At 56.4% G+C, this 23,492-nt stretch carries 16 protein-coding genes; 12 read left to right on the forward strand and 4 right to left on the reverse strand.

From position 1 onward, the window contains the following. The first annotated feature begins 3 nt into the window (after positions 1-3). From JYB84_RS05770 to JYB84_RS05805, 8 genes are all read left to right on the forward strand, one after another. A complete protein-coding gene (locus JYB84_RS05770; protein WP_207322478.1) occupies positions 4-762 on the forward strand; it encodes an SDR family oxidoreductase in 759 nt (252 codons plus the stop codon). Positions 763-933: 171 nt separating this feature from the next. Beyond that, positions 934-1,158, forward strand: coding sequence for a hypothetical protein (locus JYB84_RS05775; RefSeq protein WP_207322479.1), 225 nt, complete (start codon positions 934-936; stop codon positions 1,156-1,158). A gap of 38 nt (positions 1,159-1,196) precedes the next feature. After that, a complete protein-coding gene (locus JYB84_RS05780) occupies positions 1,197-3,266 on the forward strand; it encodes a S9 family peptidase (RefSeq protein WP_207323118.1) in 2,070 nt (689 codons plus the stop codon). Between the two features lie 132 nt (positions 3,267-3,398). Next, entirely contained in the window at positions 3,399-4,754 is a 1,356-nt protein-coding gene (locus JYB84_RS05785; RefSeq protein WP_228290896.1) for an MATE family efflux transporter, read from the forward strand. A gap of 439 nt (positions 4,755-5,193) precedes the next feature. Beyond that, positions 5,194-5,937: a substrate-binding periplasmic protein gene (locus JYB84_RS05790; protein WP_207322480.1), complete on the forward strand. Its 744-nt coding sequence runs from the start codon at positions 5,194-5,196 to the stop codon at positions 5,935-5,937. A 197-nt stretch (positions 5,938-6,134) separates the two neighbouring features. Continuing rightward, positions 6,135-7,727, forward strand: a complete 1,593-nt coding sequence (locus JYB84_RS05795; RefSeq protein ID WP_207322481.1) for an ABC-F family ATPase — start codon at positions 6,135-6,137, stop codon at positions 7,725-7,727. A 217-nt stretch (positions 7,728-7,944) separates the two neighbouring features. After that, a complete protein-coding gene (locus JYB84_RS05800) occupies positions 7,945-8,325 on the forward strand; it encodes a VOC family protein (RefSeq protein WP_207322482.1) in 381 nt (126 codons plus the stop codon). A gap of 138 nt (positions 8,326-8,463) precedes the next feature. Beyond that, entirely contained in the window at positions 8,464-9,177 is a 714-nt protein-coding gene (locus tag JYB84_RS05805) for a DUF6445 family protein (protein WP_207322483.1), read from the forward strand. Between the two features lie 62 nt (positions 9,178-9,239). On the opposite strand, the gene JYB84_RS05810 is transcribed toward JYB84_RS05805, so the two are convergent. Continuing rightward, the gene (locus tag JYB84_RS05810) at positions 9,240-9,797 is read right to left on the reverse strand and encodes a DUF1415 domain-containing protein (RefSeq protein ID WP_207322484.1); all 558 of its coding nucleotides are present in this window, start codon (positions 9,795-9,797) and stop codon (positions 9,240-9,242) included. Positions 9,798-9,996: 199 nt separating this feature from the next. Between JYB84_RS05810 and JYB84_RS05815 the strand changes: the two genes are divergently transcribed. Then, entirely contained in the window at positions 9,997-12,117 is a 2,121-nt protein-coding gene (locus JYB84_RS05815) for a TonB-dependent receptor (protein ID WP_407696016.1), read from the forward strand. Positions 12,118-12,203: 86 nt separating this feature from the next. Then, positions 12,204-13,427, forward strand: a complete 1,224-nt coding sequence (locus JYB84_RS05820) for a PepSY-associated TM helix domain-containing protein (RefSeq protein WP_207322485.1) — start codon at positions 12,204-12,206, stop codon at positions 13,425-13,427. Here JYB84_RS05820 and JYB84_RS05825 read toward each other — a convergent pair. Continuing rightward, positions 13,418-13,597 (reverse strand): hypothetical protein, encoded by a 180-nt coding sequence (locus JYB84_RS05825; protein ID WP_207322486.1) that lies wholly within the window; start codon positions 13,595-13,597, stop codon positions 13,418-13,420. The two genes, JYB84_RS05820 and JYB84_RS05825, sit on opposite strands and share 10 nt — an antisense overlap. A gap of 158 nt (positions 13,598-13,755) precedes the next feature. Here JYB84_RS05825 and JYB84_RS05830 point away from each other — a divergent pair, with 158 nt between their 5' ends. After that, a complete protein-coding gene (locus JYB84_RS05830; RefSeq protein ID WP_207322487.1) occupies positions 13,756-16,404 on the forward strand; it encodes a glycoside hydrolase family 16 protein in 2,649 nt (882 codons plus the stop codon). Between the two features lie 88 nt (positions 16,405-16,492). Continuing rightward, on the forward strand, positions 16,493-19,522 hold the full coding sequence (locus JYB84_RS05835) for a TonB-dependent receptor (RefSeq protein WP_207322488.1): 3,030 nt from the start codon (positions 16,493-16,495) through the stop codon (positions 19,520-19,522). A gap of 79 nt (positions 19,523-19,601) precedes the next feature. On the opposite strand, the gene JYB84_RS05840 is transcribed toward JYB84_RS05835, so the two are convergent. Next, positions 19,602-20,420, reverse strand: a complete 819-nt coding sequence (locus JYB84_RS05840; RefSeq protein ID WP_207322489.1) for a DUF2797 domain-containing protein — start codon at positions 20,418-20,420, stop codon at positions 19,602-19,604. Between the two features lie 171 nt (positions 20,421-20,591). Further along, positions 20,592-23,492 (reverse strand): TonB-dependent receptor, encoded by a 2,901-nt coding sequence (locus JYB84_RS05845; RefSeq protein ID WP_207322490.1) that lies wholly within the window; start codon positions 23,490-23,492, stop codon positions 20,592-20,594.

Genomic DNA, 23,492 nt, shown 5'->3' on the forward strand with positions numbered 1-23,492 from the left:
GCAATGGATATTCAGGGTAAGGTTGTTGTTATCACCGGTGGTGCCGGTGGTCTGGGACTGGCCATGGCACACAGCCTGGCCAAGGCCGGCGCCAAGCTGGCACTGATCGACGTGGATCAGGACAAGCTGGAGCGCGCCTGTGCCGAGCTGGGTGACGCCACCGAAGTCCAGGGCTATGCCCTGGACATCACAGACGAAGAAGACGTGGTGGCCGGTTTCCGCTACATCCTCGAAGACTTCGGCGCGGTCAACGTGCTGGTGAACAACGCCGGTATTTTGCGCGACGGCATGCTGATCAAGGCCAAAGACGGCCAGGTAACAGACAGAATGTCACTGGATCAGTTCCAGTCGGTGATCAACGTTAACCTGACCGGTACCTTCCTCTGTGGCCGCGAAGCTGCCGCCGCCATGATCGCTTCTGATCAGAGTGGTGTCATCATCAACATCTCCAGCCTGGCCCGTTGCGGCAACATGGGCCAGAGCAACTATTCCGCCTCCAAGGCCGGTGTGGCTGCCATGGCTGTGGGTTGGGCCAAGGAGCTGGCGCGCTACAATATTCGCGCAGCCGCCGTGGCGCCCGGTGTGATTGCCACCGAAATGACCGCGGCCATGAAGCCCGAGGCGCTGGAGCGTCTGGAGAAGATGGTGCCCGTCGGTCGTCTGGGGCAGGCCGAAGAGATTGCCTCCACAGTGCGTTTTATCATTGAAAACGACTATGTTAACGGTCGTATCTTTGAGGTGGATGGCGGTATTCGCCTGTAAGTCTCAGTTCTTTAGAGAGCCGGCAACGCCGGCTCTTTTTGTTTGTCCGGCAATTGCGGGCCGAGCGTTGACAAATCTTTGCTGGAATTGAACAATTCCGGTATGGGGAACACGGGGTTGTGCCTTGTTCCATCGGATGCCACCAAGCGGAGTCTGCAGTCAGAGTAAGTTATGTCCTGGCTCGAAAACACCATTAAAAAAATAATGCTCTGGGTGGGTTATCTGGGGGTAGTGATCATCTATGGCGGATTTCTGTTTCTGCTGCTCAGTGGCAGAGACACCAGAGGGATTCCCTGGTTCTTTTTACTGTCACCCTGGATTTGTATTTATTTCGGCCTGAGCGAGCAAGAGCAGCGCTCGGCCATGCGTTGGTTGCTGAGTCGTTTCAGGCGTTAAACCCTGAAATCGGGCGGCCGATTTCCCTGGGGGAGATGATGAAATATCGTAATGGCCTGCTTTGCCTTTTGGCGGCGTCGGCCTGGTCGCTGTGGCTTTGGGGTTGTGAACCCAGTTCGTCCAGGGGCCTTATCAGCGAACAGGAGCCGGTAAGGGCCGCTGCCTATGGCAGTTGGGCCTCGCCCCTGTCTGCGGCCGATGTGTATCGTCAAACCGATCAGTTGCTGACGCTGCAAAGTGTCGGCAACCGGCTGTATTTCTCCCAAAGCTATGGTGAACAGGGCGGTGGCGTGGGTGTTGGTCGTCTGGAGCCCGATGGCGCCGTGGTACCGGTAGTGGGGGCTGGCTTTGATGCGGTCAGCCGGATCCATGAATACGGCGGTGCCCCATTTCTTGCCATAGGGCAGACCCTGTTCGCCACCCGCCGCAGCGATCAGCTGTTTTACCGCTTTGCGCCCAATCAGCCTCCGTTGGCACTGACCCCCAACGGTACCCGCCATGGTGACTGTATTGCCTATCCCAAGGGATCACGCATCATCTGTGTCCGCGAAGATCATCGGCAGCAGGGCGAGGCCAGGGCCAGCCTGGTGACCATTAACCTCAATTTCCCCGGCGAAGGCGACACCCTGGTGGATGGCCATGATTTTATCAGCTCACCCACCATCAACGCCGACAACAGCCAACTGGCCTGGCTGACCTGGGAGCATCCCAATATGCCCTGGGATAACACCCAACTATGGCTTGCCGATCTCGACCGCAAGGGCCAATTGCAAAATGCCCGGGTGGTGGCCGGCAATATCCGCAAGGGAGCTGTGACCCAGCCTCTGTTTTCCCCGGCCGGCACCTTGTATTTTATCGCCGACTTTGACAATTGGTGGAACCTGTACCGGCTTAACCCCAATGGTCAGGTGCAGCAGGTGCTGCGCCGCCCTGCGGACTTTGCCGTACCTGCCTGGCGTATGGGGTCACACAATTTTGCCTTCGAATCCGAAAATCAACTGATAGCGGCCTACCTGCACAACGGTGAAGCATCCCTGGTGCGCATCACCCTCGACAGTGGCTCGGTGGAAAAACTGGCGGTGGACTTCGGCGAAATCAGTCAGGTGGTGAAGGGCCATGATGGCGTCTATTTTATCGGGGCCAAGGAAACACCGGAAAAGGGCATATACAGGGTGGCAGGCCGCGGCGTGGAACTGGTCTATACCCCCCAGCTGGCCAGCCTTGATCCCCGTTATGTGTCACGGGCACAAAATATCAATTTCCGCACCTCCGGCGATCAATGGGCCTGGGGTTACTTCTATTGGCCCCGTAATCCCCATTTCCAGGGGCTTCCTGATACCCGGCCGCCGCTGCTGGTGACCCTGCACGGTGGCCCGACCGCCAAGGCCAGTCTGGCATTTCGCAGTGATATCCAGTTCTGGACCAGTCGCGGCTTTGCCGTGCTCGACCTCAACTATCGTGGCAGCAGTGGTTTTGGCCGTGCCTATCGCCAAAGCCTGTACGGCAATTGGGGTAAGGCGGATGTGGAAGATGCCGTTTATGCCGCCAAACACTTGGTGGACAAAGGTTGGGTTGATGACGAGCGTTTGGCCATCAGTGGCGTCAGCGCCGGTGGAGCTACCGTGCTCGGCGCCCTGGCCTATGACGATACCTTCAAGGCCGGTGCCGCCCGCGGCGCCATCAGCGATCTGGAATCTTTGGCCCAGGAAACCCACAAATTTGAGAGTCATTACCTGGACAAGCTAATTGGTCCCTGGCCCCAGGCGCGGGAGGTATATCACAACCGCTCGCCTCTGTACCGCCTGGACAAGCTGGCCGAGCCGCTGCTGCTTGCCCAGGGACAGCATGATAATGTGGTGGCCCCAACTCAGGCGCGGGCCATACGCGATTCCTTGCTGGCGCGCCATGTGCCGGTCGCCCTATTGGAATTTCCTGACGAGGCCCACGGTCAATGGAAACCGGATAATCTCGCCAGGGTGCTGGAAAACGAGCTGGGCTTTTACGGTAAGGTGTTTGGCTTCACGCCTGCTGACCAGGTGCCTGTGCCGGATCTGATGCCCATGCCCGGCTCAGTCGTAAGTCCCGCGGCGGATGCCGGAAGTCATTAGTACCCGGACATACAAGTACCCAGGCATACAAGTACCCAGATATAAAAGTACACAATAACAGCCATGCTGCTGCGGATGAGTCGCCCATGAGGCGCAGCCCCACGGCAGGGCAATTGAAAACAAGGACAGTTGATGAAAGATCTTACCCAAGGCTCCATTGTGGGCCACCTGACCCGCATGTCTGTACCCATAGGCATAGGTATGCTGATTCAGACCTTATATTTTCTGGTGGATCTGTACTTTGTCGGCCGGTTGGGGGAGGCGGCGCTGGCGGGCGTGGCGGCCGCTGGTAATCTGCTGTTTCTGGTGATGGGCCTGACCCAGGTACTCAATGTCGGAACCGCTACCCTGATAGCCCAGGCCGTCGGCCGCAAGCAACAACAACAGGCCAATATGCTGTTCAATCAATCTACCCTGATAAGCCTGCTGCTGGGACTGGCGGTCCTGCTTGGTGGTTATGGCTTTGGCAGTCGCTATATGCAGACCCTGTCAACGGATGCGGCAACCGTGAGTGCCGGCCGTGATTACCTGTTGTGGATGTTGCCCAACATGGGGCTGCAGTTTGCCGCGGTGGTGATGGGGGCCGCCCTGCGGGGTACCGGGGTGGTCAAGCCGACCATGTTGGTGCAAATGTTGTCTGTGCTGGTCAACATAGTCCTGGCGCCAGTGCTTATCGCCGGCTGGGGCACGGGTCATCCCATGGGGGTGGCCGGTGCAGGGCTGGCCAGCTCTTTGGCCGCCCTGGTTGCCGTGGTCATGCTGGCTGTCTATTTCCAACGCCTGGAACATTATGTTGGATTTGACCTGGACTTGTGGCGTCCCCAGTGGCCTGTATGGCGCAAGATATTCGGTGTTGGCCTGCCTGCCGGAGCCGAGTTTATGCTGATGTTTGTCTACATGGGCGTGATCTTCTTTGTTATCAAGGGTTTTGGCGCCGATGCCCAGGCAGGCTTTGGGCTGGGTTACCGGGTAATGCAGGCCGTGTTTTTGCCTGCCATGGCGGTGGCCTTTTCCATTCCGGCCATCGCCGGGCAAAACTTCGGCGCCGGACTCGGAGATAGGGTACGGTCGACCTTCTATTACGGCGTTGCCATCACAGCTGTGTTGATGGCGCTGCTGGGGATCCTCTGTTATAACGAGGCGCCGCTGTTGGCGACCGTTTTCAGTCAGGATCCCGGCGTGCTTGCGATAGCCGCGGGTTTCCTGACCATAGTCTGCTGGAACTTTGTACCTTCGGCGATAGTATTTGTCTGCTCCGGATTGTTTCAGGGCTTGGGCAATACCTGGCCGGCATTGCTGAGCACCGCCAGCAGATTGCTGACCTTTGCCATCCCGGCACTGTGGATGTCACAACAAGCGGACTTCTATATCGAACAGATCTGGCTCCTGTCTGTGGTCACAGTGATTTTGCAGTGTTGTTTCAGCCTGTGGCTGTTGCAGCGGGAAATGAACAAGCGCCTCGATTTTGTCGAGATCCAACAGAGCTGATGCTATTTAGCCGGTAGGCAGCCAAGTCCCAGTAAATTAGTGCAATGAGGCTGGTGACCACCCTGACATCGATTTTGTCGAGGTCCAACAGAACTGGTGCTATTCACCCGGATGACCGTCCAAGCCTTCCAGAATAGGGCAGTGGGGCTGATGGCCGCCCTGGCATTGGGCCACCAGACCGGCCAGAGTGTGGTGCAGCTGCGCTATTCGGGCCATCTGTTGCGCCAGTGCCAGCAGATGCTTTTTCGCCGCCAGCTTGAGCCCTCAGTCACCGATTGGCAAGCGCGCTTAACTTGGTTAATGTTTTGATTATACGCAAGGTTTAAATTGATCTACTCTTAACCTCAGGTCGGGCGCAACCCAAGACTCTGGGCTGCACCAAGCGGTAATTTTGCAAGCGGCTGACCCGCACCCATGGCCCCCTATTGCCGGAGAATGAATGCCCAAACGCCTGTTGCCCGCGCTGCTGCTCCTGACTTGCATCTGTTGTGATGCGAGTCCGGCATCCATTGTGGTGGAGTATCGCGACAAGCCCCCTTACAGCTATACCGAGGCCGGTGTCCCCAAGGGGTTCTTGATGGACAGAACCCGGGCTATTTTCGAGCTGGCGCAGGTATCGGTGCATTATCAGGAAATACCGGTGCGGCGCATTTTGTCGGATATCCGCCGCAATCTTCAGCCTATTTGCTCCCCCAGCTGGTACAAGTTGGCCGAGCGGGAGCAGTTCGCCAAGTTTTCCTTGCCAATACACCAGGACAAGCCCCATATCATACTGGCTCCGGAGCGGGTGCTGGCGGCAGTGAAACGCCATAAAACCCTGGCATCCCTGCTCAGTGACGATTCCCTTAAGCTGGGAATAGTGGCCTATGTGTCCTATGGCGCCGAGCTGGACAGGGCCATTGCCGGTGTGTCCCAGGCCTCGATCCAGACTGCCCCAAGTCCGGATAAGTTGGCACGCATGGTGTCCCTTAACCATGGCGCCGATTACATGTTTATCGACCAGGAAGACTTTGCCCATATCAACCAAAACGGTGAACTCTCGGCCCTGGGCATGCGGCCGGTGGAATTTCCCGATATGCCCCAGGGATTGAAGCGCTATCTTATGTGTTCAGCCAGCGTGGATGATGAGACTTTATCGCGCCTGAATCAGGCGATCCTGACGTTGTTGCCCGAGTATAATTAGCCCTGTCCGTGCCTTGGATGGCACGCCGAACGGTTGATAATTCATCCTGTGATGTTATAGTACCGCGCTTTATCCGGTGGCGTTCCCTGTTGGCGCCCCTTGGTATTTTGCGGCACGTTTGCCCCCGTGGCAGCGAAGACCGGCCTGCATTGGCTCAGGCGGGTTTATTGTCCGCTCACTCAAATTGGAAAACGCCCTTGATCACTACAGCTAACATCACCATGCAGTTTGGCTCCAAGCCACTGTTTGAAAACATCTCCGTCAAGTTTGGCGGCGGCAACCGTTACGGCCTTATCGGCGCCAACGGTTGCGGTAAGTCTACCTTTATGAAGATCCTCTCCGGTGAGCTGGAACCCACCAGTGGCAACGTATCTCTGGATCCCAACGAGCGTCTGGGTAAATTGAACCAGGATCAGTTCGCCTATGAAGAGTTCAGCGTGGTGGACACAGTGATCATGGGCCATAAAGAGCTGTGGAAGGTCAAGCAGGAGCGCGACCGCATCTACTCTCTGCCCGAAATGAGCGAAGAAGACGGCATCAAGGTGGCCGAGCTGGAGATGGAGTTCGCCGAGATGGACGGTTACACCGCCGAGAGCCGTGCCGGTGAACTGCTGCTGGGTGTGGGTATTCCCCTTGAACAGCATTTTGGCCCCATGAGCGAAGTGGCCCCCGGCTGGAAGCTCCGTGTGTTGCTGGCCCAGGCGCTGTTTTCCGATCCGGATGTGCTGCTGCTCGACGAACCCACCAACAACCTCGACATCGACACCATCCGTTGGTTGCAGGGCATGTTGAACCAGCGCAACAGCACCATGATCATCATTTCCCACGACAGATACTTCCTGAACTCTGTCTGTACTCACATGGCGGATTTGGATTACGGTGAACTGCGCGTTTACCCGGGCAACTACGACGAATACATGACCGCCGCGAGCCAGGTTCGTGAGCGTCTGCTGGCGGACAATGCCAAGAAGAAGGCCCAGATTGCCGAACTGCAAACCTTCGTGGCGCGCTTCTCTGCCAACGCCTCCAAGGCCAAACAGGCCACTTCCCGTGCGCGCCAGATTGACAAGATCAAGCTGGACGAGGTTAAGGCCTCCAGCCGGGTTAACCCCTATATCCGTTTCGAGCAGGACAAGAAGCTGTTCCGTAACGCCTTGATCGTGGAATCCCTGAGCAAGGGCTTCGACAAGCCGCTGTTCAGCAATTTCAACCTGATAGCCGAAGTGGGCGAGCGCATCGCCATCCTGGGTGAGAACGGTGCCGGTAAAACCACCATGGTGCGTACCCTTATCCATGAACTGGCCCAGGATTCAGGTACCATTCACTGGTCCGAAAACGCCAGCATTGGCTACTACGCCCAGGATCATGCCAGCGATTTTGAAAACGACATGAACCTGTTCGACTGGATGAGCCAATGGCGCCGCGAAGGCGATGACGATCAGGCGGTCCGCGCCGTGCTGGGTCGCATGCTGTTTGGTGCCGATGACATCAAGAAATCGGTCAAGGTGTTGTCCGGTGGTGAGCAGGGCCGCATGTTGTTTGGCAAGCTGATGCTGCAAAAGCCCAACATCCTGGTGATGGACGAACCCACAAACCACCTGGATATGGAATCCATTGAGTCCCTCAACAACGCTCTGGAAAGCTACGAAGGCACCCTGTTCTTCGTGTCCCATGACCGCGCGTTTGTAAGCTCGCTGGCAAACCGCATCATAGAGATCACCTCCAAGGGTGTGAATGACTTCAAGGGCACCTACGACGAGTTCCTGCGCAGCAAGGGCGTGGAAGAATAATCCTGCCTGTCTGACTGAAAAGCCAACCCCAGGGTTGGCTTTTTTGTGTCTGCTTGCGGCTGAATCCTTGCCAATTACTTGTTTTTGAAACGGCTATGCACTTTACTGGGGGCTGACGTCCGGCCCTTAAGCGCCGGGCTGCCAAGCAAGCTTGTCGATAATTTCATTAACGCAACGGACGGACTGCGGGGTAGTTGCCCGCCAAGGGAGACAGACAATGGCAAAGAATCCGATTTCCTGGTTTGAAATCTATGTCAACGATATGGACAGGGCCAGGGCCTTTTATGAAACCGTGCTGGATGTAAAACTGGACCGGTTGGATGTGCCCGCCGAGCAGGGATTCCAGATGTGGTCATTCCCGGCCGATATGGAAAGCTATGGCGCCAGCGGCGCCCTGGTGCGTATGCCGGGCTTCGATGCCGGAAACAACAGTACCCTGGTGTATTTTGCCTGTGAGGACTGCGCGCTGGAGGAGTCCCGGGTGGTGGCCGCCGGTGGTCAGGTGCAGCGTCCCAAGATGTCCATCGGCCAATATGGTTTTATCACGCTGGCCATAGATACCGAAGGCAATATGCTGGGGCTGCATTCCATGAAATAGGTTGCTGGCCCCGGCAGGCTGGTTGACTCCGGGGGCCTTGGCAATCGACGCTGAGGCTCCCAGGATTGGAAAAAGATTTGTCGCCAATTTAACCCTGTTGTAACATTCCCGCCTCTTTCAGCCGCAAATGGGCGTTTTATGTTCCCGATTATCCCCCCAGGTGTCGAATTGCCTGCTATTCCAAACGGCGTTCCACGATTGGATTACGAGGCCCCGGAACAGGGCAAGAACTTCTGGGTGGTGGACGATTTTCTTGATAAGCCCATGGACGTCGCCAACCGCTGTTTCAACGCCACTAACTGGAAAAAAGGTCACCCTTACACCAAGGAAAAATGGCCCGGCATGCGCACCAAAAAAGCGCTCAAGGCCCCGGAGCTGGCCAAGCTGGAAGACTACGTCAAGTCTGTGACCGGCGCATCCAAACTATGGCTGCCGGAAACGGCCCCGGGGATCACATTGGACTCCAATGTGGCGCAGCTGGTGGGCAAAACCGAATCCGGCCCGCTGCCGCACACCGACAGCCTGAACCTGTGCCGCCTGGCGGCGGTGATCTACCTGAGTCCAACGCCGGAACCCGCGGCCGGCACCAGTTTTTACCGCCTGCGTTATCCCAACGGTGCTGCCGGTGGCAATATAGTGACACCGCCCCATATCAATCTGCGCGATGCCCTCAATGTGCAATCCTTGCCGCCCCAGGCCTGGTACGAAGAGTTGAAGGTGGAAAATCGCTTCAACCGCCTGTTGCTGTACAAATCCAATCTGGTGCACAGCGCCAGCGGCTACTTTGGTCAGGATAAGCGCGATAAACGCCTGACGGCGCTGTTCTTCTGGATGGCAGATCTGCCGGAATAAAATAACCGCCAGCCCCATGGGGGAACTGGCGGTCATCTTGGCTTGGCTTGAGCCCGGCGCGTTTATTTATCGGGCTTGATGCACTGGGCCAACAGGGCCTCGAAGAAGGCACTGCCCTTGCGCCGGGCAAAGGCGATGTTGCGCTCCGGGATGCTTTCGGGCTCGTTGTAGCTTGCCAGTGCGGCCGCCATGCCTTCTTCGCGAATGATATGCAGCGTGGGGTAGGGCGCGCGATTGGTGTAGTTGGCCGGGTCATCCTGGGGCTCGCCGTCGAAACAGTAATCCGGGTGAAAGCTCGCCAATTGGTAAGTGCCCTCGTAGCCTTCTTCCACCAGCAAATCTTCGGCGATACCCAGCAAATCCAGATAGAGGTAAAAGCCTTCAAATCCCCGTGGCAGGATGAAGAGGGTTGTTTCTATGCCGGGCTGCTCATCCAGCAGCTTGCACTCGTCCAGCAGCGCCTGCAGCACATAGTCCATACGGGTCTCTTCGCAGACCCGATAGCGAATGCTTTTTCGCTCCACTTCGCGGCGGGCGAAGGGGCATATGTTGTACTTCATGATGACCGACTTGACCCAGGCCTCGGTATGGGCGGCAACCTGGGCGGTATTCTCATCCATCAGTGACTCCTGAAATTCTTGCCCGGCAGAAAAGGGCGCCATCATAAGTCTTGTCACAGTGCGGAGCAACCGCAAGTGGCCTCTTGGGAGCGCGGTCTTGTGTGTCAAAACCCTTGTCACACTAATTCTCACTTGATCATTAAATAAAAATCATTATCATTCGCATCTGATTTTAATCAGAACCAAAGGACTCCTGCGAGTGAAACCATCCCAATATTCTTTACTGACCCTGGCCATAATGGCCTGCTTCCCGCTGGCGGCCCAACAAATGCCGGCTGACGACAAGATTGAACGCATCATAGTGTCCGGCAGTCGGGTGATTGAAAGCATTGATGAAATTCCGGCATCTGTAACCCTTGTCGACCGGAACACCATTGAAGAGCAAATGCTGGTCAATACCCAGCTGCAGAGCATACTCGGCCTCACTGTGCCGGGACTGTCGGCGGCGACCGGCACCAGCAGTGATTCGGGGCAGACGCTCCGTGGCCGGCAGGCGCTGATCATGATTGACGGCGTACCTCAGTCGACTCCACTGCGTGATGGTGCCCTGGGAAGCCGTACCCTGGATCCCGCCGCCATCGAGCGCATCGAGGTGATTAAGGGCGCGACCTCCATTTTCGGCAACGGCGCCGCGGGCGGGGTCATCAACTACATCACCAGGCGCCCCGGAAAGGGCGAACTGCAGGCCCGGGTGGGCGCATCGGCCAACATGAGCCTGGTCAAGGCCGAGGACACCCTGGGGCACCGCCTGGAGGCGGCGGCCGATGGCAGCCTCGGCAAATTCAGCTATGTAGTGACCCTGGCCCGTGAAGAAACCGGACTGCAGCGCGATGCCGAGGGGGACGTCATCGGCCTGCAATACGGTCTGTCCGACAACAAGGCGCAAAACCTGTTTACCAAGCTGGCCTATCAGTTCGATGGCGACAAGTCATTGCAGGCCAGTTACAGCTACTACGAGTCGCAAACCGATTCCGATCTGGTGGATGTTGTGGGGGATGTGAATACCGGCATCAAGACCTATGCGGTAAAAAGCAGTGCCGACAACCCGCTGAAGGGCGAACCCCAGGGGCCCCGTGGCAATCACAATCTGATGCTCAAGTACACCGATGAGGAGATCTTCAGCAACACCCAGCTTACCCTGGATGCCTATGGGCAACGAATTGAAAACGTGTTCTTTTTCTCCCCGGTATTGGCGAATCCCGATGAGGGTTACGACGGCGGCCAGTCGATGATCAAGTCGGAAAAAATGGGCCTGCGGGGGCTGCTCAACACCCAGTACCAGTGGCAGGACGTGGAAGCGATCTTTATCTATGGTACGGATCTGCTCAATGACGTCACCTCTCAGCCGCTGCTGGACGGGCGTATGTGGGTACCGGAAATGGACATGAGCAACCGCGCCTTTTTCCTGCAGACCAAGTGGGTGATCATGGATGACTTTGTTATCAAGGCCGGGATCCGCGACGAGTCGATAGCGCTGGAAGTGGATGACTACCACACCCTCAAGCTCTGTCGTAAGGCGGATCAGTGCTCGGTGCCCATGGCGGTAAAGGGCGATACCCTGGACTACAGCGCCACCACCTATAACCTGGGATTGCGCTACACAGGCAACAGCCTGTTCTCGCCTTTCATCAACTACTCCCAGGGTGCCGACATCTCGGACATTGGCCGCTTGCTGCGCACGGCAACGGTCGCGGATATTCACGATATCCGTACCGAGGCCTCCATCATAGACAACTATGAAGTGGGCTTCAGCAGCAAGCTGGATGCGCTGTTCTTCACCTTTGCCGCCTTCAGAAGCACGTCGGAGCTGGGCACCAGCAATGTGTTCGACGAGAAAACCGGGGTTTATATGCCGGTCAGGGCTCCGCAGAAGATTTGGGGCTATGAGGCCACCGCCGATTATGAGGTTAACGACACCCTGAACCTCAAGGCCGCCTACAGTTGGGTCGAGGGTAAGGACACCGAGACCAACACCTATCTGGATGGCAAACAGATCAGTGCCCCCAAATTCACCGCCGCGGTCAACTGGCAGCCCCTGGATAATGCCAGTTTAAACCTGACCTATCTGCTGGTGGGTGACAGAGACCGCTTTGACAAGGTCAATGGCAAATGGGTTGGTGCCCAGGCGCCGGTGCACAGTTATGACCTGTTGAATTTGAGCGCCAGCTACCGTCTGGGGCAGTTGAAGCTGTTTGCCGGTATCGAAAACCTGCTTAACCGCGATTACTACAGCGCGCGCTCACAGGTCTACACCTACAGCAGCTACAACACCAAGGCCCTGGGGACCAGTCTCAATCTCGGGCTGCAGTACCAGTTTTAACGCTCTGTCTTAAAAGGGAAAGCGCACTGCGGGTGCGTCTTTCCCTTTACGCATTTTTAGTGAGCAGGCGCTCAAGAGGAAAATCCGTGATAACCCACCTATTGCGCAAGCTGCATCTATGGCTGGCCTTGGTCAGCGCTGTGTTTGTGCTGATCCTGTCACTGACCGGCAGCCTGTTGGTGTTCGGTCAGGACATAGAGCACGGCTTGAACCCGGGACAATGGACCCGCTCAGCGCCCGGCACCGACTTCAATCTCGATGAGCTGCTGGCCACTGTGACGGCGCAGACCGACACCCCGGTGCGTTTCATCCAGCTGCCCGAGCACGGGGACGAGGCTTTGCTGCTCAGCATGAGCGATGGCCGCTACATCAACCTCGACCCGGATTCGGGCACTTGGCTTAAACACTATAAAACCGGCGACAGCTTCTATGGCTTTATGATGCAGCTGCATCGCTGGCTCGCCTGGACCACTGCCGACGGCAAGCGTCCCTTGCAGGATCTGGTAAGCCTTGTCTCGTTGCTGCTGATGCTGAACCTGCTGTTTGGCATGGCGCTATGGCTTAAACCCAAGGCCCGCCTCAAACGGTTGAAGGTGAAGTTTTCCGCCAATCCCAGAATAGTGCTGCGCCAGCTGCACGGAACTTTGGGGATCCTGGCTGGGTTCTGCTTGCTGCTTATCGCCTTCAGTGGCATGGCTTTTCATTGGCAGGGGCCGACCCAATTTGTGGTCGAGGCGCTGGCGGGGGAGAGCATTGAGTTGCCACAGGCACCGGTAGCAAGGCCGTCAGGTCAAGCAATTGAGGTTAGGAGTGAGATACAGGGGACAGGTGCCTTGGCAGCCTCTTTGCCAGGTTCATTGACAGCTTCAATGACAAGTTTAGAGCTGGCGCTTACCCGGGCGCAGCAGGTCTTGCCCGGAGCCAAGCCGTACCGCATCTATCCGGCAACGGCGGATAAGCCGGTGGCGCTCAGGATGCAACTGCCCGGCGAAACACACGCCAACAGCTGGGTGTGGCTGGACCCCTATTCGGCCGAGGTGCTGGGCAGCTATGATGCCAGTCGGGCCAATTTGGCGACCCGGATTTGGCATTTCAGATACAAGTTTCACACCGGGGATTTTTGGCACGGGTCACTGCGCTGGCTGTGGCTGCTGCTGTCGCTGTTGCCGGCGTTTTTTTGTCTCAGCGGCCTGTACCTCTATTGGCGGCGGCAACCTGCTTGGCGACCGCGGCAGGCAAGGGGGCGGGCTCAATTCATAACCCGTGTATTTGCGGATAGTGATCACCCCGGTATCAAAAATCAGGCATAGGCCCTTGATGCCTGGCCTTCCCCGAGATCAGTACTCGGGCGACAATCACTTTCATCACTGCGTTCCAGCACTCCTGCCAGGCCAAAACATTCCTGCCAGGCAAAACAGCGCGCCATCAAAAGTCTTGAATAAAGCAGGGCCGGGGCATAGACATCCGGTGCTGCTTTCATGATCTGCGCCGCACTGCTTAAAAAAAGATCTTGAAACTCACAATTCATTCACATAGTTTATACAAATGTAAGCGCTTACATTGAGGCTGCAAGATATCCACGATGCAGGCGTTTGCACAGCATATCTTCCAATTAACACTATGGGTTGGGCTCCAAAAATGATTAAGAATTCTGGAACGACCAAATGTATTTCTCTTGGATTCCTGATGGCGGCGTTGCAGGGATGTGGGGGCGATACCAATACCAACACAGATTTGAGCTCAGTCAAACTTGATGGGCCAACGGCGGGTTGGCAGCTGGTCTGGAGCGACGAGTTTGATGGCAGCAGCATAGATGCGGCCAAATGGGCACACGAGGTGGATTGCGCCGGGGGCGGCAATCAGGAGTCTCAGTGCTATACCGCGGATGCGGCAAACTCCTTCGTTGCCGATGGCATGCTTAACATAGTGGCATTGAAGGCGCCCGAGGGCGCTGAAAAGCCCTATACGTCGGCCAGACTGACAACCAAAGGCAAAGCGGATTTCACCTATGGCCGCTTTGAAATGCGCGCCAAATTACCGTCCGGGCAGGGCAGCTGGCCCGCCTTCTGGATGCTGCCCACTGACAATGTTTACGGCATCTGGCCCAGAAGCGGTGAAATCGATATTGTCGAGGCGGTGAATCTTAAAGCCGCCACCGCTGACGGCAATCCTGAAGCCTATGTTCACGGCACTCTCCACTATGGCCGTGAATGGCCCAAGAATGAGCAATCAGGCAAGGCCTATTTGCTGCCCAATGGCGCCAATCCGGTCGATGATTTTCACACCTATGCCATTGAGTGGCAGCAGGGTGAAATCCGCTGGTATGTGGACGACTACCTCTATGCCACCCAGCGACGTTCTGAACTGAGATACAACTCCAAGGGCGAGGCCGTTGGTCTAGCCCACAAAGGCTGGTTTACCGAATACTACGATCAGTCCAGCGGTGATTTGCAGCTCAGCTGGAGTGATGCACCATTTGATGAAAAATTCCATCTGATAGTTAACTTTGCCGTGGGGGGCGGCTGGCCTGCCTCGGTGAATGAAACCGGTATCGACGATACAGCCTTTAACGAAAATAATAAGTATCAAATTGATTTTGTGAAGGTTTATCAGTGTGCAGCCAACCCTGATACAGGCAAGGGCTGTGAAACTGTGCGGCCGGGCTATGACAAGCCAGAGGACGCACTGGTGGAAGGCAAGGCGCCTGTGCCGGTGCCGCCTTCCGATGGTACGCCAAAAGATTTGCTGATTTTCGACAGCACCCCCAACCCTAACTGGGCTGCCTGGGACTGCTGCGGTGGTTCCACCCCAAGCCTGGTGGACGACGCCGATAAGGGGGCCGTGTATCGCTTTGTGGTAGGCGACAGCCCCACGGTAAACGGCTTTATCAGCCGCGCAGCCTTTATCACAGATCCTGCCGGTGTCCCCAGTCCCTTTGATGCAGCGCCCATTGAGGCAAGTGGCGTATTGAGCTTTGCCATGAAAGTGGTGAGTGCGCCGGCAAATCCCGGCTCAACCTGGATGATAAAGGTTGAGAGCAATGAAGGCGCGACTGCCGTTGAACTGCCGCTGACAGCAAGCAGTGAAGGTGTGGCACCTGCCGTTGGTCAGTGGCAAACCTTCAGCTTCCCGCTGTCTGAGCTGGCGGCCAAAGGCCTGGATCTGTCTGCCATCGATGTGGTGATGGTGTTCCCCGCCTGGGGCACCGGCAGCGGCGCCGAGTATCTGCTGGATGAAGTGAAGATTGCCCGCCCCAATGCGAGCCTGCCGTCACTGACCATCTTTTCCGACAACGAGAACCCCGATTGGCCTATGTGGGACTGCTGTGGTGGCTCGACTCCGCAAGTGGTCTCTGATGATGCAGAGCACGGCATAGTCTCTGAGTTCAGCATTGGTGCCAGCCCCACTGTGATGGGCTACATCAACCGCACTGCACTCGGTGGTGGTGGTAATCCCTTTGATGCCTCAACCCTGTACGAAAGCGGAGTGGTGCAATTTGACTTGAAAGTGGTCAATGCGCCGTCCACAGCAGATGCGCCCTGGCTCTTTAAAGTGGAGTCTGACAATGCGGCATCTGCCGTGGAACTGCCGTTAACCAGCAGCATTGAGGGCGTGGTGCCATCTTCTGAATGGCAAACCTTCAGCTTCCGTCTGAAAGATTTGGCTGATGCGGGATTGGATTTAAGCGCCATCGATGTACTTATGATGTTTCCAGCCTGGGGGCAGGGTGAAGGTGCCGTGTATCGCATTGATAACGTCAAAATCCATCAACCCGGCAGCGGCGCGCCATCCGCCTTCAGCTTGTTTGCTGATGCCGTGGCAGATGCCTGGTCAATTTGGGATTGCTGCGCCGGCTCAACCCCCACGGTTGAGGCCGATGATGCTGCCCATGGCGCCGTGGCGGAGTACGTGATTGGTGCTCAGCCAACTGTGGTGGGCTTTTTCGCCGCTGATGGTGTCTATCACGATGCATCCGCTGCTGTGGATACCGGCGTGGTGCGCTTTGAGATGAAGCTGGTTTCTGCACCAAACGATTCAAGCTCGGTCTGGAAATTCAAGATTGAATCCGGTGATGCCAGTACCGCCGTTGAGCTTAATCTGACCGACAGTGCCGAAGGCAGCGCACCTGTTGTAGGTCAGTGGCAGACCTACACTTTCCCGCTCAAGACCCTGGCCGATATGGGGCTCGATGCCAGTGCCATCGATGTGGTGATGGTGTTCCCTGCGTGGGGTACCGGTGAGGGAGCTGTGTTCCGACTCGACAACGCACTGATAGGCACGCCCTGATCCACCTGACCTTTGGCATGAATGGGAATGGCCAGCCGGACCTTGGGATTTGTCCGGTGTGGCCGCAGCGAAATAATAAGAGGCAATTATGTTAGATAAGGCATTTAAGCGTAACCGGTTGTCTGCCGCGCTGGCAGCCATCCTCGGCGTTGGCGCCATCCCGCTGGTATTGGCGGCTGACGAGGCGGCAACCGCGGCCGATGGCGTCGTGGCCGCCCAGAACGGCGCAGAAGAAGAGACCATAGAAGTCATTGAAGTGCGTGGGATTAGGGGCAGTTTGTACCGTTCCATGGACTTAAAGCGCGGCGCCAACGGCGTCGTCGATGCGATTTCGGCGGAGGAACTCGGTAAATTCCCCGACACCAACCTGGCCGAATCACTGCAAAGAATAACCGGGGTCACGGTCAGCCGTGCCAACGGTGAAGGCAGCCAGATCACCGTCCGGGGTTTCGGGCCTGAATACAACCTCATTACCCTCAATGGCCGCCAGATGCCGGGTACTGGCTATACCCGCTCTTACAATCTGGAGAACCTGTCATCTGAGGGGGTGAAAACCCTGGAAGTGGTGAAAACCGCCCGTGCCGATACCCCAACCGGCGGCCTTGGCGCCACGGTCAATATCATCACCCACAAGCCGCTGGATAATCCCGGGCAGTCTTTCAGTTTTTCGGGCAAAGGTATTTATGATGAGTCAAATGAGCTGGGTGATGATGTCACGCCTGAGCTGGCGGCCATTTATAGCAATACCCTGTTTGATAATAGGTTTGGGGTCATGGTATCGGTTTCCCATCAGGAGCGGGATTTTCGCCAGCAAACGGCCAACAGCCAGGGATGGATTGCCCAGACAGACAATAGCCGTTTGCCAACACTGGCGGGTGACAAAGGCATAGATGGGCGTGAAACCGATGCCGATGGCAACCCTGTCGCCCGTTTCCGTGATGCCGAAGGCAACGCAGTAGCGCCTTTTTTCTTCGCGCGGGACATGAACTTCAGCATCAATGATGTAGAGCGTGAACGCAGCAACGGCATGGTGACGCTGCAGTTTGTGGCGGCGGATAATTTGATTCTGACCGCCGACTACGTGGCAACACGGGCGTTGACCGCATCTGATGGCTTTGGTTGGGGGATCTGGAACTCATCCACGGATGGTGCACCTGTGATTGGCTATGAGCTGGATGCCAACGGCACTGCGCTTTACTCAGATATCCGCGGCGGCGATGGCTCTTTTACCGCCAACCGCAGTACCACTGAAGTGAATGCCGAGTCTGTTGGCCTGAACATCGATTGGAGCCCCAACGAAGCCTGGCGCTTTACCCTGGACTATCACAACTCCTCCAACGACATAGACAATGGTGCTGATAAAGGCCTTGGCAGTGCCGGTCAGGTGATTTTGGGCTCAGATAAGCTGGTTTCCAAGGTCTATGACTACCGCACAGGCGAGGTGCCCCATTTCCTGATCAACTGGAACAACGGCACCCATGTGCTGGATGCCGGCGACATAGACTCCAACTTCAGCCAGTTCATTCACTCACCGGGCGAGAGTGACATCGAGCAAGTTCAATTCAACAGCAACTGGTACCCCGAGTTCAGTGAGCATCTGGTGAAGGTGGACTTTGGTGCCGCCTACACCAAGCAAACCATGTCCGGGACCACCGCCTGGAGCGGCCTGCGTGGTGGCCCGGGTTTTAATCCGTCCTATGCGGAAATCTTCCCCGATGCCATGTTTGTGCTGCAGGATGCCTCTGGCCTGCTTGATGCCCTTGGCGGTGGCGGCAGTGAGCTGATGCCCGATTACTATTACAGCTTCAATTTCGATGAAGCCGTGGCCCGTCAGCTGGCCTTCATCACCCCGGCAGTGGCAGGAGACAACTATTACTCCATCGACCCCTACTTTGATGGCGTTGACAGTGCCAGCCTGGTGGAAGAAAAGACCCTGGCGCTTTATCTCACCACCCAATGGGGCTTTGATATTGGCGATGTGCCTGTGAATGTGAATCTGGGGCTCAGGTACGAGCAAACCGATGCCTCAAGTACGGTCAAGCAGCGGGTTGAGAGTCAGGTGGTGTGGGCCAGCCCCACCGAGTGGATCATGCAATATGCTCCCGGTGGCGATGACAACTACTTCACCCAGGGGGGGGATTACAATGTCTGGTTGCCTATGCTGGATATCAGCGCCGAGCCACTGGAGGATGTGGTGGTGCGCTTCTCTGCCGGCAAAACCATTGCCAGGCCGCTGCTTGGCGACATGGTGGCAGGACGAAGCCTGAGCGGCAGCCCGAAAATCGGTGCCCGCCGCGGTGGTCTGGGTAATCCGGGCCTGCTGCCGCTGGAGTCGGTGAATTTGGACCTGTCGCTGGAGTATTACTACGGTGATGCCAGTTATGCGGCCATTGGGTTATTCCATAAAGACGTGGATAACTTTGTCTCCCGCTCGACCGCTCAGCTTACCATTGAGGGACTGCACGACGTTTACGATAGCCCCAGATACCAGGAAGCCATAAGTCAGTTGGAAGCTGCCGGCACGCCGGTCAGTGAAAACACGATTTTTGAGCAGATGATTGCCAATGGTTATGGCAATGCCGATGGCCAGATAGTGCCGCTCGCCAGCGATCCGCTGATTGTGTGGGACATCACCAGCCCCATCAACAGCGACAGCAAATCGGTGCAGGGGATTGAGCTGGCGCTGCAGCACGTGTTTGGCGAGTCAGGCTTTGGTTTCGGGATTAACGGCACTTTTGTGGAGGGAGACGTTAAATTTGACCCCTACAGCCTGGCGCAGCAGCAGCCATTGGAAGGTCTGGGTGACTCGGCCAACTTCCAGGCCTTTTATGAGAAAGACGGTCTGTCTGTGAAGCTGACTTACGCCTGGCGTGACAGCTATCTGATTGGTGTGGGGCAGTCTCAGGGCTCCGCGGATGCGCCGCCCCAGTATGCCAAGGCCTTCGGTCAGCTGGACGCCAGCATTAACTACGATGTAAACGAGTATCTGACGGTGTTCTTTGAAGGTATCAACCTCAATAACGAAACCGAACAGGGCTATGGCCGTTTCGAAGAGCAGTTCCTGTTTGCCCGCCAGTACGGCAGCCGTTACGCTCTGGGTGCAAGAGTGCGCTTCTAAAGCGTTGTCTTTAAAAGAGGCATAAATGAAAAACGCCGGGCAATGCCCGGCGTTTTTATTGGCGGCAGATTATCGTTTTTCAGTACTCGATACTGACTTCATAACCCGTGTATTTGCGGATATTGATCACCCCGGTATCAAAAATCAGGTATTGGCCCTTGATGCCGGTCAGCACGCCCTCAATGATGGGGGCCTTGTCCAGATTGAAAGAGGTCACCTTGGTCGGGAACTTGGTCACCGGGAAATCGATGGGCTGGGGTTGGCTGACAAGTTCCTGCACCGCATCCTCGCCATACTCGGCGCGGATGTCCGCAAGCACAGGCGCCACTTCACTGAGTAAACGTGCAGCTTCGGCGGCCAAATCCATATTGGCATTGTTACCCTTTAGCATGGCCTGCCAGTGGGTTTTGTCGGCCACGTGTTTGGCAATTTCCACTTCAATCAGACCCGAGATTTTGCGCGAAGCGACCTTGAGGATCGGCAGCCCCTGGGTGGCGCCCTGATCTATCCAGCGGGTAGGGATTTGGGTGTGACGGGTAATACCGACCTTGAGTCCGGAGGTGTTCGATAGATAGACGAAGTGGGGCACGAAACAATGACTCAGTCCCCACTGCGGCTCACGGCAGGTGCCTTTATCAAAATGGCAGGTTTCGGGTTTTAGTATGCACATATCGCAGCTGGCGAGCTTTTGCATGCAGACGAAACAATGGCCTTCGGAGTAGCTTTTCTTGGTTTTTCGGCCGCAATTGCAGCAATAAATATTCCCTGAGTAGATAAGCTGCAATGGCTTGCCTATCAGCGGGTTGAGGGCAACCTCTGTGTCACCTAGCATCAGGAAGTAGTTGGCTGTGCCCTGGGCGTCGAGCCCGGTACGCATTTTTGTCAATGTGCCTTGCATGGGGGTCCTTGCGGCTGTTGCTGTGATGGGAAAGTGGTTTTCCCCCGTGATTATTACCCCAGTGTACCAGCAGCCTTGGTCAAGATAAAAAAAAGCCGCGGCATCAGCCGCGGCAAAGACCTCTCCCGGGGGATGGAAACCCCGGGATTTCCCACTTTTACAAGCTTGCTATCAGAAGCTGTAGCGAGCACCGATGGCGTAACGGGCAGCGTTTTGCTGAGCCAGCAGCATTTGCTCCTCGTAGCGACCGTAAACGCGCTTTTCCTGCTCCAGAATGTTGATACCTTCAGCGAAGATGGACAGGTTGTCGGTGAGCTGGTAGCTCACGCTGAGGTCCAACTGACCAAAGGCTTCGGTGAACTGTGGCGCGGGGCCACCGGCTTCTGCCTGACCCATGCCAGAGAGGAAGGTGTCGCGCCAGTTGTAGGCCAGACGCGCCTGCAGACCATCTTTCTCATAGAACACGGAGAAGTTGGCGGAGTCTGACATGCCGGGCAGGGCAAATTGCTCATCCACGCGCTCCACATCGTACTTGGTGTCACCGGAGACCAGGGTATAGTTGATACCCAGACCGAAGCCGGTATCCCAGAGCCAGTGTTGCCAGGCCAGTTCCAGACCGTGGATATTGAGATCTTCCACGTTGTTTGGCTTGCTGATGTCCCAGCTGGCTATTGGGTCGCCACCAGCCTGGGGCACGCGGCCTTCGGCATTGCCATAACCATTGTCGATCAGCCATTGGAACACGGCTTCATCGCTTGGGGTCTCGTTGTTGGCGATAAGCTCGGCACGGGCCTGCTCGGCGGCAGCGCCTATGTAAGGATCGCGCAACCAGTCGAATTCCACCTTGGAAATGGTGTTCACCAGGAAGTTTTCCACTTCTTTGTTGAAGTAGCCTACCGACACATAGCTGGCGTCGTCATAGTAGTATTCCAGCGACAGATCTATGTTGTTTGAGCTGAATGGTTTAAGGGCCGGGTTACCTGCGAAGCCGGTGCGCGAGCCTACCTTGGGGATGGGTGTCAGCGATGTGGTGGCGCGCATTGAACCCAGGGTTGGACGGGTAATGGTGCGGCTGTAGGAGAAGCGGGCAACAACGTCTTCCATCAGCTCCAGATTGATATCCAGATTGGGCAGGAATTCCTTGTAGTCATGGCTTTCATGGCTGAAGGAGAAATCATCGGCATAGATGGTCTGCCACTCGGTGGGGTTGAGCCACACCAGTTGCTGGGCTTCTTTCTGCATGGAGCTGGCGGTCACATCGGTTTGCTCATAACGCAGACCTGCAACAATGTTCAGCGGCATGCCGTTGAAGTCGCTGTCGATATTCGCCTGGATATAAGCAGCTGTGGTGTCTTCCTTAATCAGGTGATCGTCCTGCCAGGGAGCTGCCACATATTCCACGTCGTACAGGGCCTGGGCCTTGTCCATGGCGGCCTGCTGATCGTAGGTGTAGTAGTAGGGGATCAGCATGTCGCTGCCGCCACCTGAGAAGTCAGACAGGAAGTCCGACCCCAGACCCACGTAGCTGACGTCATCCTTCCACAGGCCCATATTGCCATACCAACCGGCGCTGATGGGCCCGGTATAGGAACCCTGGGCACGGGTTTCCATGGAGGTGAAGGACAGGCCAAAGTCTATGGATGACAGGGCGTCGCTCTTCTCATTCACCCAGTGACCGTCGAACTGATACTGGTTGACATCTGTCTCGTTGCGACCGGCACGCACACCGGCAAACAGTGACGCATAATGCTCAGGCAACAGGTGGGGTTCACCGGCGGGATTGAGGTTGGCGTAATGGGCTCCCAGCAAAGGGATCTCTGTGCCGGTGGCATCGTAGGTTTTGTCTGCCACGTTCAGGGCGCCGAGGATGAAGAACACGTTGTCGGCGCTGTTGCCCAGGGTGCCTTCGGCGGTGGCCTTGGAATCATGGGCATCAAATGCCAGCTCAAGGTTATCTGTGGCCTGCCACTTGATGTTCAGACCCAAAGACTTGTTGATGTTGTCAGAGGCATTCTGTTGCATTGTGCCTGAATAGTCACCGCCCACTTCGGTCACATAATCAAAGGTGCCGTTTTCATTGATATGGGCGTAGGTGGCGTTGCCAGGACCGGAGAACCACAGACCCCAGGTGTCGGTGTTGGAGACATCGGACAGTTTGGAGTAAGTGTAATCAGCGGTCAGCTCCAGTCGGTCCGATGGGGCATATTGGAATACCAGCTGGGCGTTGCTGCGCTCACGTTCGGTAGCCTGGCTGGCAAAACCCATGTTGCGGGCATAAAAGGTGTTGCCGTAGGGGTTTTTGCTTTCATTGACCACCACGGCATTGGGGTTCAGTTCACCGTCGATGTTCTGGCGCCAGCCATCTATGGTTGCCTTCTTGAGGTTGCTGTCACGCTTCTGGTATGACGCAGTCAGACCCAGACCCAGGGTGTCATCCATAAAGGTATTGCTGAAAATACCGGATATTTCAGGAGTTAACTTGCTGCCTTCATCCAGGCCGACTTCATGGTGTCCCTTCACGCTTACCGTGGCCACCAGATCACGGGTGTCAAAGGGGCGGGCAGTGCGGATATTGATGGTTGAACCTATGCCGCCAGAGCTGATATCGGCCTTACCGGTTTTGTAAATTTCCACACCACTGACGGCATCGGATGCCAGGTTGCCAAATTCAAAGGAGCGGGTAGATTCACCGGCCACCTGGGCGGTGGGCATGGTGCGGTTGTTGAGCAGCACCAGGTTAAAGTCGGGGCCGAAACCACGTACCGTGACCTTGCTGCCCTCGCCGTTGACCCGGTCAATGGACACGCCGGTGATACGTTGCAGTGATTCTGCCAGGTTGGTATCCGGAAACTTACCTATGTCTTCGGCCGAAATGGCATCAACCACACCGGCAGACTGGCGCTTGAGCTCCATCGATTTGGCCTGGGAACCACGTATACCGGTTACCTGGATAACTTCGATGTTGCTGTCTTCTGGTGCATCGGCCGCGTACACGGGAACAGCGGTCAACAGACCCAGTCCCAATGACAGGCTGGTGGCCAACTTGGTTTTTTTGAATTGTTTTTGTCGCAT

This window comes from Shewanella cyperi, assembly GCF_017354985.1.
Classification (GTDB): domain Bacteria; phylum Pseudomonadota; class Gammaproteobacteria; order Enterobacterales; family Shewanellaceae; genus Shewanella; species Shewanella cyperi.